The sequence below is a fragment of the Halolamina litorea genome (genome assembly GCF_026616205.1).
GTDB lineage: Archaea > Halobacteriota > Halobacteria > Halobacteriales > Haloferacaceae > Halolamina > Halolamina litorea.
Genome location: NZ_JANHGR010000002.1, coordinates 292,225 through 305,734, shown reverse-complemented (window position 1 = coordinate 305,734; position 13,510 = coordinate 292,225). Strand labels below are relative to the sequence as shown.

At 68.2% G+C, this 13,510-nt stretch carries 14 protein-coding genes; 5 read left to right on the top strand and 9 right to left on the bottom strand.

What is annotated here, in order from left to right; genetic code table 11:
• Nucleotides 1-10: 10 nt before the first annotated feature.
• From NO998_RS12460 to NO998_RS12420, 9 genes are read right to left on the bottom strand one after another with little or no spacing between them, the layout of a single operon-like run.
• The gene (locus tag NO998_RS12460; RefSeq protein ID WP_267647546.1) at nt 11-1,771 is read right to left on the bottom strand and encodes a Na(+)/H(+) antiporter subunit D; all 1,761 of its coding nucleotides are present in this window, start codon (nt 1,769-1,771) and stop codon (nt 11-13) included.
• Nucleotides 1,771-3,474, bottom strand: coding sequence for a cation:proton antiporter (locus NO998_RS12455; RefSeq protein ID WP_267647545.1), 1,704 nt, complete (start codon nt 3,472-3,474; stop codon nt 1,771-1,773). The genes NO998_RS12460 and NO998_RS12455 overlap by 1 nt, the downstream gene beginning before the upstream one ends.
• A complete protein-coding gene (locus NO998_RS12450) occupies nt 3,474-4,928 on the bottom strand; it encodes a monovalent cation/H+ antiporter subunit D family protein (RefSeq protein ID WP_267647543.1) in 1,455 nt (484 codons plus the stop codon). Before NO998_RS12450 ends, NO998_RS12455 begins: the two co-directional genes overlap by 1 nt.
• A complete protein-coding gene (locus NO998_RS12445; RefSeq protein WP_267647542.1) occupies nt 4,921-5,274 on the bottom strand; it encodes a cation:proton antiporter subunit C in 354 nt (117 codons plus the stop codon). Before NO998_RS12445 ends, NO998_RS12450 begins: the two co-directional genes overlap by 8 nt.
• Nucleotides 5,271-5,741 carry an MnhB domain-containing protein gene (locus NO998_RS12440; RefSeq protein WP_267647541.1) on the bottom strand — a complete coding sequence of 157 codons (471 nt, stop codon included), beginning with the start codon at nt 5,739-5,741 and terminating at the stop codon, nt 5,271-5,273. The genes NO998_RS12445 and NO998_RS12440 overlap by 4 nt, the downstream gene beginning before the upstream one ends.
• Nucleotides 5,738-6,274, bottom strand: a complete 537-nt coding sequence (locus NO998_RS12435) for a DUF4040 domain-containing protein (RefSeq protein WP_267647540.1) — start codon at nt 6,272-6,274, stop codon at nt 5,738-5,740. Before NO998_RS12435 ends, NO998_RS12440 begins: the two co-directional genes overlap by 4 nt.
• Nucleotides 6,271-6,582, bottom strand: coding sequence for a monovalent cation/H(+) antiporter subunit G (mnhG, locus tag NO998_RS12430; RefSeq protein WP_267647539.1), 312 nt, complete (start codon nt 6,580-6,582; stop codon nt 6,271-6,273). Before mnhG ends, NO998_RS12435 begins: the two co-directional genes overlap by 4 nt.
• Nucleotides 6,579-6,851: a monovalent cation/H+ antiporter complex subunit F gene (locus tag NO998_RS12425; protein WP_267647538.1), complete on the bottom strand. Its 273-nt coding sequence runs from the start codon at nt 6,849-6,851 to the stop codon at nt 6,579-6,581. Before NO998_RS12425 ends, mnhG begins: the two co-directional genes overlap by 4 nt.
• The gene (locus NO998_RS12420; protein ID WP_267647537.1) at nt 6,848-7,954 is read right to left on the bottom strand and encodes a monovalent cation/H+ antiporter subunit E; all 1,107 of its coding nucleotides are present in this window, start codon (nt 7,952-7,954) and stop codon (nt 6,848-6,850) included. Before NO998_RS12420 ends, NO998_RS12425 begins: the two co-directional genes overlap by 4 nt.
• 251 nt (nt 7,955-8,205) lie before the next feature.
• Here NO998_RS12420 and NO998_RS12415 point away from each other — a divergent pair, with 251 nt between their 5' ends.
• From NO998_RS12415 to NO998_RS12395, 5 genes are all read left to right on the top strand, one after another.
• A complete protein-coding gene (locus tag NO998_RS12415) occupies nt 8,206-9,135 on the top strand; it encodes an ABC transporter substrate-binding protein (protein WP_379822483.1) in 930 nt (309 codons plus the stop codon).
• A gap of 2 nt (nt 9,136-9,137) precedes the next feature.
• Nucleotides 9,138-9,851, top strand: a complete 714-nt coding sequence (locus tag NO998_RS12410) for an ABC transporter permease (RefSeq protein ID WP_379822485.1) — start codon at nt 9,138-9,140, stop codon at nt 9,849-9,851.
• Nucleotides 9,848-10,612, top strand: a complete 765-nt coding sequence (locus NO998_RS12405; RefSeq protein ID WP_267647534.1) for an ABC transporter ATP-binding protein — start codon at nt 9,848-9,850, stop codon at nt 10,610-10,612. Before NO998_RS12410 ends, NO998_RS12405 begins: the two co-directional genes overlap by 4 nt.
• Before the next feature lie 80 nt (nt 10,613-10,692).
• Nucleotides 10,693-12,180, top strand: coding sequence for an Asp-tRNA(Asn)/Glu-tRNA(Gln) amidotransferase subunit GatB (gene gatB / locus NO998_RS12400; RefSeq protein WP_267647533.1), 1,488 nt, complete (start codon nt 10,693-10,695; stop codon nt 12,178-12,180).
• A gap of 88 nt (nt 12,181-12,268) precedes the next feature.
• Nucleotides 12,269-13,507, top strand: a complete 1,239-nt coding sequence (locus NO998_RS12395; RefSeq protein WP_267647532.1) for a trans-sulfuration enzyme family protein — start codon at nt 12,269-12,271, stop codon at nt 13,505-13,507.
• Nucleotides 13,508-13,510: the final 3 nt, after the last annotated feature.

Sequence of the window (13,510 nt, the reverse complement as noted above, 5' to 3'; positions counted from 1 at the left end):
CCGAAGGGGGCTACGAGAGCAGCAGCGCGACCGCCGCGACCAGCGCCAGCAGGACGAGCATGAGGCTGCGCTCGATGCCAGCCTTGGTCCGGATCGACTCCCGACCCGTCGCCGCGGCGAGGGCGGCTTCGGGGTTCTTTGCGGTGCTGACCGAGCGCTTGGCCAGCGCGACCGCGGCGTCGTCGACGCGGGCGTAGAGTTCGGTGACGCCCACGACCAGATAGCGCGTGCCGTAGAACGTCGCCGGGTTGTAGAGCTTGTCCACGTCGGGCACCTTCCCGAGCCCGGAGAGGGGCTTTTTGACGAGACGGAAGCCGATCAGCCCCAGTACGGCGAGGGCGACCCCCTCGATCAAGTGAGGGACGGTGTAGGTGTGGTAGACGTGGGAGACGACGGCCTCGTCGGTCACGTCGTAGGGAAGCAGGCTGAACAGCGAGCCGTCGGAGATCCCGTAGAACACACAGAGCGCCGCGACCGAGATCATCGCGACCGACTGGCCGCGGTTGGCGTCCTTCACCTCGCCGTCGTACTCGCCGTGGAAGAAGGCGTAGTAGCCGAACTTGATGAACGACATGAACGTCCCGACGCCGCCGATCAGGAGCAGCAGTTCGAGCGTGTAGAAGTCCCCGATGACGAGGGGGCCCTTCACGAAGTCGTAGTGGCTCGCCGAGATCACGATTCCCTTGCTCACGAAGCCGTTGAAGCCGGGGAAGCCGGCGATCGACAGCGCCGCCACGGTGAACGTCCCCGCGGTGATCGGCATCTCCTTTGCGAGCCCGCCGAGCTTCTTCAGGCTCGACTCGCCGGTGCGGTAGATCACCACGCCGGCGGCCATGAACAGCAGCCCCTTGTAGAGGATGTGGTTGAACACGTGGGCGAACGCGCCGGCCTGTGCCAGTGCGCCGCCGATGCCGACGCCGGCGACCATGTAGCCCACCTGCGACTGGATGTGGTAGGAGAGCAGGCGGCGCATGTCGTTCTGGAACAGCGCCATCGTTGCCCCGAAGACGGCCATCAGGCCGCCCATGTAGGCGACGGCGATGTTGCCGTCGTCGGGGAAGACGCGGTACATCCCGTAGACGCCGGTCTTGGTCGTGTAGACACAGAGGAAGACGCTGGCCGCGATGTGCGGTCGCGGGTAGGTGTCGGGCAGCCACGCGTGGAGGCCGATGAAGCCGACGTTGACGCCGACGCCGATGGCGCCGAGCACCGGCGCGACGGGACCGGCGAGGCCGCTGGCGTCGCTGAAGAGGAACGAGCCCACTTCCGCGTAGTGCCAGATCACCGCACCGAGCAGCAGCGTGCCGCCGATGCCGTGCAGGATGGCGTAGCGGAAGCCGGCCCGCACCGCCTTGCCGCCGTAGTGCCAGACCAACAGCGTGCTGGTGACGGCCATCAGCTCCCAGAAGAAGATCAGCGTGAGCCAGTCACCGCCGAAGACGGCGCCGAGACTGCTCGCGACGTAGGAGAGCGCGAACGCCGTCTGGATCGCCTCTGCGTCGCTGTAGTAGGAGTAGAGCACCCCCGCGGCGCCGATGAACGCGAAGATCAGCCCCATCAGCGTCGAGAACGGGTCCACGTTGAAGATCACCGTCTCGAAGCCGAACAGGTCGAACTCCGTGAAGTGGGCACCTGAGTCCACGAGCCAGACGTACGGGACCACCGCGAAGGTGGCGAGGCCCGCGAACGCGTGGCCGGCCTTCCGGCCGAGGAACGGCAGCAGGAGCGCGGCGACGATCACCGGGACAAAGGGCGGGACGATGGGCTCCATCAGACCCGCACCCCCGTGACCGCGAAGACGACCTCACGGACGATCCTGAGGAACACCGCGGCGTCGGGAACGACGCCGAGGAGGATCGAGCCCGAGGCCGCAAAGAGGATGGGCCCGAGCATGAACCACGTCGACTCCTGCCCGGCCCAGCCGCGGACGTCCCAGTCGCCGCCGTGGCCGTGGTGGTCGCCGTGGTCGCCCTCGTGGTCGTCGGCGTAACCGTGTTCGTCGTGGTCGTCAGCGTCGTCGGTATCGTCATCGTCGACGTGCCCGCCGTCGGTCGCCAGTTCCTCGGCGTCGTCGCCGAAGAGGCGGCCGCCGATCGGGTTCTCGATCAGCGGCTTGGCGTCGGTCCCCTCCTTCGACTCGAAGAAGGCGGCGTAGACGACCGGCCAGAAGTACGCGATGTTGAGGATGCCCGAGAGCAACAGCGCGCCCGTGAAGGCGAGGTATCCCGCCGAGACGGTGCCGATCAGCAGGAAGTACTTGCTGACGAAGCCGGCGATGACCGGGATGCCGGCCATCCCCAGCGCGGCGACGCCGAAGGCGGTCATCGTCAGCGGCATCCGCTTGCCGATGCCGGCCATGTCGCTGATGTCGTCGGTGTGGGTCTCGACGTGGATCGCCCCCGCACAGAAGAACAGGGTGAGCTTCATGAACGCGTGGGCGGGGATGTGCAACAGCCCGCCGATCAGCGCGTAGCGGGCGGCCGCCCCGGGCGCCGCGGCGGCGCCGACGGCCAGGCCGAGCACGATGTAGGAGAGCTGGCTCACCGTCGAGAACGCGAGCCGGCGCTTGAGGTTGTCCTGCCGGAGCGCGATGACGCTCGCGGTCACCAGCGTGAACGCGGCGAGCGCCGCCAGCGGGATGCCCATACCGATCTGAGCGACGGTCTCGGGCCCGTAGGTGTCGAGGATGACGCGAGCGATCCCGAAGATGCCGGACTTCACGACCGCGACCGCGTGGAGCAGGCCGGAGACGGGCGTCGGCGCAACCATCGCGTCGGGCAGCCAGGAGTGCAGCGGCATCAGCGCCGCCTTGACGCCGAAGCCGGTGATCAGCAGGCCGAACGCGACGCGGGCGTACAGCGGATCGGCGCCGGCGAGGGCGGCGATGCCACCGGGCGTGAACGCGGTGGTGCCGGTCAGCCAGTAGACCATCACCGACCCCGCGAGGACGGCGACGCCGCCCCCGAAGGTGTAGGTGAGGTACTTCCGACCGGCCGCGCGGGCCTCGTCGGTCTCGTCGTGACTGACCAGCGGATAGGTGGCGACGGTGAGCAGTTCGTAGAACACGAACAGCATCAACAGGTTCGCCGCGAAGGCGATCCCGACCGCCGAGGCGACGCTGGCCGCGAACGCCGCGAAGTAGCGGGTCTGGTCGTGCTCGTCGAGGCCGCGCATGTACCCGATGCTGTAGAAGCTCGTGACCAGCCAGAGCAGGCTGGCGAGCAGGCCGAACAGCACGCCGAGGGCGTCGGCCTGCAGGCTGAACTCCACGCCGGGGACGAACGTCCCGATCGTCGTCTCGTAGGTCGTCCCGTTCAGGACGCCCGGCACCATGCTGGCGACGATGACGAGGTTCGTGACTGCTGCGAGCAGCGTCCATCCCTCCCGGAGGTTCGGCCGCCCGCGCGACGCGAGGATCGGGATGATGGCGGCTGCCGTGACGAGCACTGCCGCGAGAGGTCTGAGTGATTCCATTATGCGAGTAGTTCGGCGACGGTTGGTTCGAGGAGCTGTCCGTACTCGAAGGCGAGCATCCCGAGGACGACCGCCGCGAGCGCGGCGACGACGACGGTGGCCTTCATGCCGAGCGAGACCTGCGCCGACCCGGCGTCGGTGCTCGCGGGCTCACGGAAGAACATCCGTTCGAGGATGCGCGCGAAGTACGCGAGCGTCAGCAGCGTGCTCGCGAGGATCACGACCGCGAGCGGCCACGACTCGGCCTCGACGGCGCCGAGGGCGACGTACCACTTGCCGACGAAGCCGACCGCCGGCGGGACGCCGACCATCCCCAGCACGAGCGCGCCGAACGCACCCGCCCCGAGGGGGAGCCGCTGGACGAGCCCCGCGTAGTCGTCGACGGTCCGGGCGCCCGTGGCGGTCGCGATCAGCCCCGCAGCGAGGAAGAGTCCCCCCTTCATCACGGCGTGGCCGACGAGGTGGATCGTCGCGCCGAGCAGCGCCGTCTCGTTCGCGACGGCGACGGCGCCGACGACGAGGCCGAACTGGGACACCGAGGAGTACGCGAGCATCCGTTTGATCTCCGTCTGGGAGACCGCGAGGACGCTCCCGAAGACGATGCTCACCACCGCGCCGGCAGCGAGCAGCGAGCGTGCCTCGGGGTTGGCCTGCAGGAAGTCGATCGTGAACACCGTGAACACGATCCGGATCAGCGCGTAGGCGGCGACCGTCGACACCAGCGCCGAGATGAACGCGCTCACGGAGTCGGGCGCGCCGGCGTAGGCGTCCGGCTGCCACGCGTGCAGCGGGAAGACGGCGACCTTGACGAACAGGCCGATCACCAGCAGGGCGAAGGAGGCCTGCACGAGCGGGTCGCCGTAGCCGACTTCGAGCAACTGCGCCGAGAGGTCGGCCATGTTCAGGGTCCCCGTGGCGACGTAGGCGTAGCCGATCCCGAGCAGGAACAGGCTGGCGCCGATGGTGCCCACGATCAGGTACTTGAGCGCGGCCAGCGCCGAGCGGCCGCCCTCGCCGCTTGCGACCAGCGCGTAGGCCGCAAGCCCCGTGATCTCGAGGAACACGTACATGTTGAAGATGTCCCCCGTGATGCTCATGCCCGTCAGCCCACCGACGAGCAGGAGGTAGACGGCGTAGAACGCGTTCGAGCGCGGGCCAGCGACACGGGAGTACGCGAGCACCGCGAGGGCGACGACGGCGACGAGGACGGCCATCGTCGCCGAGAGGCCGTCGACGACCAGTTCGATGCCGAACGGTGCCGAGAAGCCGCCGACGACGTAGGTGACGGTCTCCTCGAAGGCGCGGTTGGCGAGAACGGCGGCCGCGACGACTTGGACAGCGGCGCCGACGGCCGCGACCGGCCAGCCGCTGTCCTGCCGGACCAGCCCGGCCAGCAGGACGAGCACCGAGAACAGCATCGGGAACGCCACCAGCATGGCGGGGAGGTCACTCATCGGCGACCACCTCGATCTCTGCGGCGTCCAGCGAGCCGTACACGTCGTAGATGCGGACGATCAGCCCCAGCGCCACCGCGGTGAGGCTGACCCCGACGACGATGGCCGTCAGGATCAGCACGTGTGGCAGCGGGCTGACGTAGGGTTCGGGTGCGGTCAGCAACGGGGGGCTCCCTCCCTTGACGAACGCCGAGGCGATGAAAAAGAGGAAGATCCCCGTCTGGAACACGTTCATCCCGATCACCTTCTTGATCAGGTTCCCGTTGCCGATCAGCATGTACGTCCCGATCCCCGACAGCAGGAACGCGACGAGGAAGTAGCTCCGGGACGCGAGCAGGTCGATCATTCGGTGTCACCCCCGACTCCCGCGGCGATGGTGAAAAACAGGCCGGTGACGATGCCGGCCACGATGACGCCGATGGCCAGTTCCACGAACTCGATCCCGTACTTCGTCGCGTGGGGGATGCCGAGGTCGTGGTAGACCGAGTACTCGAGGAAGCCGGCGCCGAGCAGCACGCTCCCGAACCCCGTAAAGAGGAACGCGAGCACACCGACGCCGACCAGTACGACCGGCAGTCGCGGCCCGATCCACTCGCGGGTCGGGTCGATGCCGAACGCGATGCCGAGCATCAACACGACGGTGCCGACGATGACGCCGCCCTGGAAGCCGCCCCCGGAGGAGTCGGCCCCGTGGAACATCACGAACAGGCCGAACGTGAACACGAACGGCATCACCACCCGGACGGTGGCCATGATGATGGGGCTCCCGACGTAGGTCGACTGGCGGCCGGTCGACTCCGGCGCGTCGCTCATCCGAACACCTCCCGGTTGAGGACGACGAGCAGTCCCACGCCCGCCGAGTAGACCACGACGGCCTCACCCATCGTGTCGAAGCCACGGTAGGCCGCGAGCACGGCGGTCACGGCGTTTTTGACCTCGGTCTCCTCGTAGGCGTTGTCGAGGTAGTAGTTCGTCACGTCGTCGCTCGCGACCGCCGAGCCCGCGTCGCCCACCGCGGGGAGGGCGAACAGGGTTGTCGACAGCGCGAGCACGAGCGCGAGTGCGACTCCGGCGGCCCGGAGGTCGATCCGTTCGAAGGTCCGTTCGACGGTCGGGAGGTCGGTTTTCACGATAGTGAGCAGGAACAGGACGGTCATGATGCCGGCACCGACGGCGGCCTCGGTGAGCCCCACGTCGGGAGCACGGAGGAACACCCAGATGATCGCGATACCGAGGCTGTAGGCACCGAAGGCGACGACGGAACTCAACACGCTTCGCAGCACGGCGGTGGCGACGGCGGCGCTGACGACCAGCGCCAACAGCGCGATTTCGAGCGCGACCGTCATCGGTCGTCCTCCGTGGTCCACGGCTCGATGCCCCGCTCGCGGGCCGCCCGGGTGATCGCGTGGGCGGCAGTGGGGTTGGTCAGGAACATGAACGTCAGCAGGAAGACGACTTTGAGCGCCTCGAGGCCGATCCCGTAGCTGACGGCGACGGCGCTCAGCGCCAGGACGGCGCCCAGCGTCTCGCTCTTCGAGGAGCTGTGGGCTCGCGAGTACACGTCCGGCAGCCGGATCAGCCCGACCGCGGCGACGACGGCGAAGAAGACGCCGCCGACGGCGAGCACCAACACGAGGATCTCGCGTGGCGTCATAGGACCCCCTCCTCGCTGTCGACCTGGAACTTCGAGATCGAGATGCTGAGCAGGAAGTTCAGCAGGGCGTACACCAGCGCGATGTCGAGGGCGCCCGGCTCGCCGATGGCGGCGGCGATCAGCGCGATCACGATCACGACGTTCGAGCCGATGAAGTTGATGGCGATGACGCGGTCGGGCATCGTCGGCCCGGTGACGGTCCGGTAGACGCCGACCAGCGAGACGAGCACGAACGCCGTCGCGGCGCCCAGTAGTATCTGTTCGATCATTCGGTCTCCTCCGTATCGGTGTCTGCGGCTTCCTCGGCGGCCTCCGCGGCCTGTTCCTCGGCCTGCCGGCGCTCCAGCGGGCTCGGGATGCGGGCGGCGGCGCGGCCGTAGAAGACGAACCGGACCGCGCGTTCGAGCGTGCCGGCGAACAGTTCCTCGCGGGCGCCGCCGGTGAGGCTGTGGACCACGAGGTGGCTCCGCTCCACGTCGACGGTGAGCGTCCCCGGCGTGAGCGTGATGCTGTTTGCGAGCGTCGTCACCGGGAGCGCCGACCAGACGGCGGCGTCGAGTTCGACGACCTCCGGGTCGATCGGGAGGTCCGGGTGGAGCACGATGTAGGCGATCTCGAAGTTCGCCTTGATGACTTCCCAGAGCAGGAACGGGACGTACAGCGCGAACCGCGCGATGCGGCCGATCGAGCGACTCGGGTCGACCGGCGAGGTCAGCGAGACGCGCCACAGCGAGACGGCGACGATGCCGGCGGTGATCGCGCCGGTCGCGAGTTCGAACGGTTTGAGCGAACCCGCCAGCAGCAGGTAGAACAGGTAGGACGTGCCGAAGAGCGCGAAGAACTGGGTGAGCGTCCCGCGCCGGACCAGTTGTGCCTCCTGCTGTTCGGCCGTGACCGGCGCCTCGTCGACGTCGAGGCCGGCACGGCGGACCTCCGCTTCGAGCGACGGGAGCAGCGGCGTCGAGCCGATGGGGTCGTACCCCGGATCGAACACCGCACGGGTGAGGCCCTCGCGCTGGGCGTAGCGGACGAGCGCGTCGGCGTAGTCGTCGGGCGTCGAGAGGTACTCGTGGGTGGCGAGCAGCGCGGTCTCCACCACGAGTTCCTCGTCACCGGCGTCCGCATCGGCCCACGAACCGACACGCTCGAGCAGCGCTCTGGCGTCGTCGGTCCGCCGGGTGCGGTCGCCGAACGAGACGCGCTCGGGGAGCGGGTAGACGAAGTGGATCGACGCCGGCGATCCGCCCTCGTCGGCGCCCTCGAGCGCCTGTTCCACCGCGTACGTGACGGTGTCCCGGAGGCTGGCCGACTCCGCGACCGGCACGAGCAGCCCCGAACCGGTCACGGCGACCACCCCACCGACGGACGGCACACCGAACTGACGGGATCGAGTGGCATCAGTAGTCGGCTATTGGTTCACACACGTGCTTTAAAGGATTTCCCGTTCGCGTGCCGGCACGTCGCGGGAGCGATAACGGATCGTCAGGAATCCGCTCGCTCGTGAACGCAACCGGATTCAACAACCCGACTTCCCGCGGATTCGTTACCGGCAACGGGGGCCGCCGGCGAAACGCGTGTCAGGGAGAGGAACCCTTTTCCGTCGAGGGCGTTATGCCGAGAGTGATGCAACGGAGGACGTACTTGCAGGGCGTCGGACTCGCCGCCATCGCGAGCACCGCCGGCTGCACACAGCTCACGGGGGCCGGGACCGAGGGCGAGGGCGGCGCGGGCGTCAGCGGCGAGACGCTCACGCTCACGACGACGACGAGTACCTACGACACGGGCCTGCTCGACGAGATCCACCCGCAGTTCGAGGAGATGTACGGCGTGACCGTCGACGCCGTCGCGCAGGGGACAGGCGCGGCGCTGGAGACGGCGCGCAACGGTGACTCGGACATCGTGATGGTCCACGCACGCGGGCTCGAGGACGAGTTCATGCGCAACGGCTACGGGATCAACCGCCGGGACCTGATGTTCAACGACTTCGTCATCGTCGGGCCCGACGACGACCCGGCCGGGATCGAAGGGATGGAGTCGGCGACAGCGGCGCTGACCACCATCGCCGAGGCCGAGGCGACGTTCGTCTCCCGTGGCGACAGCTCCGGGACGCACACGAAGGAACTGAACCTCTGGGACGCCGCGGGCGTCGAGCCCGGTGGCGACTGGTACCAGGAGATCGGCGCCGGGATGGGCGAGGCGCTCAACAACGCGAACCAGCAGGGCGCCTACACGCTTTCCGACCGCGGGACGTACATCTCCCAGCGCTCGGAGATCGACCTCACCATTCTGGTACAGGGGCCGATCGAGGGCGGGCCGGAGGTTCTCGCCAACCCCTACGGGATCATGGCGGTCAACCCCGCCGTCCACGAGGACGCGAACTACGACCTCGCGATGGCGTACATCGGCTGGATCACCAGCCCCGGCGCGCAGGACGCCATCTCGAACTACGAGATGAACGGCGAACAGCTGTTCTACCCGCGGGCGCTCTCGGAGGACCCGGACTTCCAGCAGTACGTTCCGGAAGGTTGGAGTAGCGACTCCGATAGCGAGTAAGCGTGTTGCCCGATCCGGTACAGCTACTCCCGCTACTCGACCTCCCCTTCTCGGACGGGTACGTGCGGAGCATCATCTACGTCTCGCTGTACGTGAGCGTGATCGCGGTAGCCCTGAGTACGCTGTTCAGCATCCCCGTCGCCATCCTCATGGGCTTTACCGAGTTCCCGGGCAAGCAGTTCGTGAAGTCGGTCATCAACACCGGGATGGGCTTTCCGAGCGTCGTCGTCGGCCTGCTCGTCCTCTTTGCGGTCTCGAACCAAGGGCCGCTGGGTGCGCTGAACCTCATCTTCACGAAGGAGGCGATGATCATCTCGCAGTTCGTGCTGGCGACGCCGCCGATCACCGCCATCAGCCTCGCGGCCATCACGGGCGTCGACGAGAACGTCCGGGACGCCGCCCGCGCGCTCGGCGGGACGCGTCTCGACGTGGCGCTGGTCGTGATAAAGGAGGCCCGCTACGGCATCGCCACGGCCGTCCTCGCGGGGTTCGGCCGCGCGATCAGCGAGGTCGGCTCGGTGCTCATCGTCGGCGGGAACATCACCGGCGCCGACGGCATCTCCAAGACCCGGACGCTGACGACCGCGATCCAACTCGAAGCCCGACAGGGACGCTACGACACCGCGATGGTGCTCGGGGCGGTGCTCGTAGGGCTGGTGCTGACGGTCAACGCCGTCGTCGTCCGACTCGGCGACACGGAGGCGGTGAACCGATGATCCGGCTCTCGAACGTCACACACAGCTACGACGCCGAGCCCGTCGTCGAGGGTGCCTCGCTCTCCGTTGAGCCGGGCGAGGTGGTGGGAATCATCGGCCCCTCGGGTGTCGGGAAGACGACCCTGCTCCGGATCATGGCCCTGTTCCTCGAACCGAGCGAGGGCGAGGTCGAACTCGACGGCGAGGGCGCGTGGCGCGTCGACGAGGCCGAGCGGCTGGCGCTCCGCCGGCGGGTCGGGATGGTGTTTCAAGAGGCCAGCCTGTTCGACGGCACCGTCGCACGCAACGTCGAGTACGGCCTGCGGGTCCGACGGTCGTGGCCCGAGCGGGCACGGGAGCAACTCCGTTCGGTCGTTCGCTCGTCGCCGACGCCGCCGGCCGTCGAGGAGGCGTTGGACGTGGTCGGCCTGCGCGACAAACTGGATCAGGAAGCCGACTCCCTCTCTGGGGGCGAGGCCCAGCGGGTCTCCTTCGCGCGAGCGCTCGCGTACGAACCGGAGTTCCTGCTGCTCGACGAGCCCACGTCCGACCTCGACCCCCGGAACACCGGGCTGATCGAGGAGGCCATCGCGGCGGCCCGCGACCGCGGTATCGGCGTCGTCGTCGCCACCCACGACATGCACCAAGCCGAGCGCGTCGCCGACCGCGTCGGCGTGCTGCTCGGCGACGGGTTCACCGAGGTCGGCCCGACGGAGACCATCTTCGAGGACCCCACCGACGAGCGCACCCGGAAGTTCATCTCCGGGGAACTGGTGTACTGAGTGGCGCCACGGGAACGGTCACCCGTTGCGGCGCTTGAGTCCCGACACGCTTAACCACGAACCACGGGAATCGATTCGTAATGAGTCAGGCGCTCGCGGACCGGGAACTCGCGGCCGTCATCGGGCTGGAGGTCCACGTTCAGCTGGAGACGGACACGAAGATCTTCTGTAACTGCTCGACTGACGCCGACGACGACGAGGAGCCCAACAGCCGAACCTGCCCCGTCTGTCTGGGGCTGCCCGGCGCGCTGCCGGTGCTCAACGAGGGCGCCGTCGAGTCCGCCGTCAAGATCGGTAAGGCCCTCGACGCCGACATCCCCGAGGAGACGACGTTCCACCGGAAGAACTACTTCTACCCCGACCTGCCGAAGGGGTTCCAACTCACCCAGTACGACGCGCCGATCTGTGCCGACGGCGAACTCGAAGTCCGCGTCGAGGGCGAGCGCAACACCATCAGCATCCGCCGGGCCCACCTGGAGGAGGACCCCGGCAGCATCCAGCACCAGGGCGGCAACATCGACACCGCCGACTACACGCTGGTGAACTACAACCGCGCCGGCACGCCGCTGATGGAGATCGTCACCCGGCCGGACTTCCGCTCGCCGGCCGAGACCCGCGCGTTCCTCGCCAAACTGGAGGAGGTACTCGAGTACCTCGGCGTCTTCGACGCCACCCGGGACGGCAGCCTCCGCGTCGACGCCAACATCTCGCTCGTGCCGGCCGACGAGGTCGGCGAGGACGGCGCCATCGACGAGGACGTGCTGGGCGAGGCCAACCGCACCGAGGTCAAGAACATCTCCAGCCACAAGGGCGCCGAACAGGCGCTGGCGTACGAGGTCACCCGCCAGAAGAACGCGGTCAAGCGCGGCCGCGAGGTCGAACAGGAGACTCGCCACTGGGACGAGAACCGCGGCGTCACCGTCTCGATGCGCTCGAAGGAGGCGGAGAAGGACTACCGCTACTTCCGGGAGGCCGACCTGCCGCCCCTGCAGGTGGCGGACTGGAAGGAGCGCATCCCGATCCCGGAACTGCCCGACGCCCGCCGCGAGCGCTTCGGCGAGGAGTACGGTCTCAGCGAGGAGGCCGCCTCGAAGCTCACCTCCCGGAAGTCCGTCGCCGACCTCTACGAGGAGTTGGCCGCGGAGTTCGACCCGGACCTCGTGGCGACGTGGGTCGCCGACAACCTCCTCGGCGAACTCAACTACCGCGACATGGAGATCGCGGACGTGACGGACCGACTCGACGAGATCGAGCACCTGATCCGCCTCGTCGCCGAGGACGAACTCACCGCGAAGAACGCCGAGGAAGTCGTCCTACGGCGGATGCTCGACGAGGGCGAGAGCCCCGACGAGATCATCGAGGCCGAGGACCTCGGGAAGGCAAGCGGCGGCGAGGTCGAACAGGCCGTCGTCGAAGCCATCGAGGAGAACCCCGACGCGGTCGCCGACTACGAGTCCGGCGACGACGGCGCGCTGAACTTCCTCGTCGGGCAGGTGATGAGCAAGACCGGCGGCTCGGCCGACCCGGGGCAGGTGAACGAACTGCTTCGAACGGAGCTGGAGTCCTGACCGGTCATACGCTCCGGTTATTTCGCTTATACGGGCGTATTACCGCCTTACGGGAAGGTTTATTCGAGATACAGCCAGAAGCGGAAACATGGGAGAACGAGACGATCACCGCTTTGCGACTCGGGCTGTCTCGTGGGGCGAGGACCCGGCGAGTTCCGACGTCGGCGACGTGGTCTCGCCGATCCACCTGACCTCGACGTACGCCGTCCCCGGCATCGATTCGGAGTTCAAACTCGACGAGGCCGACCCCGAGGAGGGCGAGTTCCTCTACGGCCGGCTCTCGAACCCGACGCGCCACGCCGCCGAGAAGCGGCTCGCGGCGCTGGAAGGTGGCGCCCACGGGCTCGCGTTCGCCTCCGGCACCGCTGCCATCTCGACGCTCTTTTTCGCGACGGTGACGCCGGGCGACCACATCGTCGCGTTCGACGACCTCTACGCCGGCACTCGACGGATGCTCGAATCGCTGTTCCGCGACCGCCTCGGCGTCGACGTGTCCTTCGTCGACGCCACCGACGCCGGGAACGTCGCCGACGCGATGCGACCCGAGACGAAGCTGGTGTACATGGAGACGCCGACGAACCCGCTGCTCCGGCTCTGTGACCTCGACGCCATCGCCGACATCGCCCACGCGGGCGACGCGCTGTTGGGTGTCGACAACACGTTCCTCTCGCCGTTCCTCCAGAACCCGTTGGAGTTGGGTGCGGACGTCGTCGCCCACAGCACGACGAAGTACCTCAACGGCCACTCCGACTCCATCGGCGGCGCGCTCGTGCTGGACGACGACGATCTCGCGGCGGAGTGTTACCACCTCCAGCGCGTCCTCCTGGGCAACGCGATGGCGCCGTTCGACGCCTACCTCACCCTCCGCGGGAGCAAGACCCTCCCGATGCGGATGCGACAGCACGAGGCCAACGCCAGCGAGATCGCGACGTTCCTCGAGGGGCACCCGCTGGTCGAAACAGTCCACTACCCCGGGCTGGAGAGCCACCCGCAGCACGAACTCGCGAAGCAGCAGATGGCGGGCTACGGCGGGGTGCTCTCCTTCGAACTCGAGGGCGACATGGACGACGCCGCGGCGTTCCTCGAGGCGCTCTCGACGTTCACGCTCGCGGTGTCGCTCGGCGGCGTCGAGTCCCTCGTCGAGCTACCGGCCGGGATGACCCACGAGCCCATCCCGAAAGCGGAACGCGAGGAACTGGGCATCACGGACACGCTCGTGCGAATGTCCGTCGGCGTCGAGGCCGTCGACGACCTGCTGGCGGACCTGGAACGCGGGTTCGCGGCGATGCGCCGCTTCTCCGAGCAGCAGCCGCCGGCTGAGGACTGAGTC

Bases quoted from the DNA above. Each gene is read 5' to 3' on its own strand.
- NO998_RS12460 (WP_267647546.1), bottom strand. From the start codon at position 1,771: ATGGAGCCCATCGTCCCGCCCTTTGTCCCGGTGATCGTCGCCGCGCTC.
- NO998_RS12455 (WP_267647545.1), bottom strand. From the start codon at position 3,474: ATGGAATCACTCAGACCTCTCGCGGCAGTGCTCGTCACGGCAGCCGCC.
- NO998_RS12450 (WP_267647543.1), bottom strand. From the start codon at position 4,928: ATGAGTGACCTCCCCGCCATGCTGGTGGCGTTCCCGATGCTGTTCTCG.
- NO998_RS12445 (WP_267647542.1), bottom strand. From the start codon at position 5,274: ATGATCGACCTGCTCGCGTCCCGGAGCTACTTCCTCGTCGCGTTCCTG.
- NO998_RS12440 (WP_267647541.1), bottom strand. From the start codon at position 5,741: ATGAGCGACGCGCCGGAGTCGACCGGCCGCCAGTCGACCTACGTCGGG.
- NO998_RS12435 (WP_267647540.1), bottom strand. From the start codon at position 6,274: ATGACGGTCGCGCTCGAAATCGCGCTGTTGGCGCTGGTCGTCAGCGCC.
- mnhG (WP_267647539.1), bottom strand. From the start codon at position 6,582: ATGACGCCACGCGAGATCCTCGTGTTGGTGCTCGCCGTCGGCGGCGTC.
- NO998_RS12425 (WP_267647538.1), bottom strand. From the start codon at position 6,851: ATGATCGAACAGATACTACTGGGCGCCGCGACGGCGTTCGTGCTCGTC.
- NO998_RS12415 (WP_379822483.1), top strand. From the start codon at position 8,206: ATGCAACGGAGGACGTACTTGCAGGGCGTCGGACTCGCCGCCATCGCG.
- NO998_RS12405 (WP_267647534.1), top strand. From the start codon at position 9,848: ATGATCCGGCTCTCGAACGTCACACACAGCTACGACGCCGAGCCCGTC.
- gatB (WP_267647533.1), top strand. From the start codon at position 10,693: ATGAGTCAGGCGCTCGCGGACCGGGAACTCGCGGCCGTCATCGGGCTG.
- NO998_RS12395 (WP_267647532.1), top strand. From the start codon at position 12,269: ATGGGAGAACGAGACGATCACCGCTTTGCGACTCGGGCTGTCTCGTGG.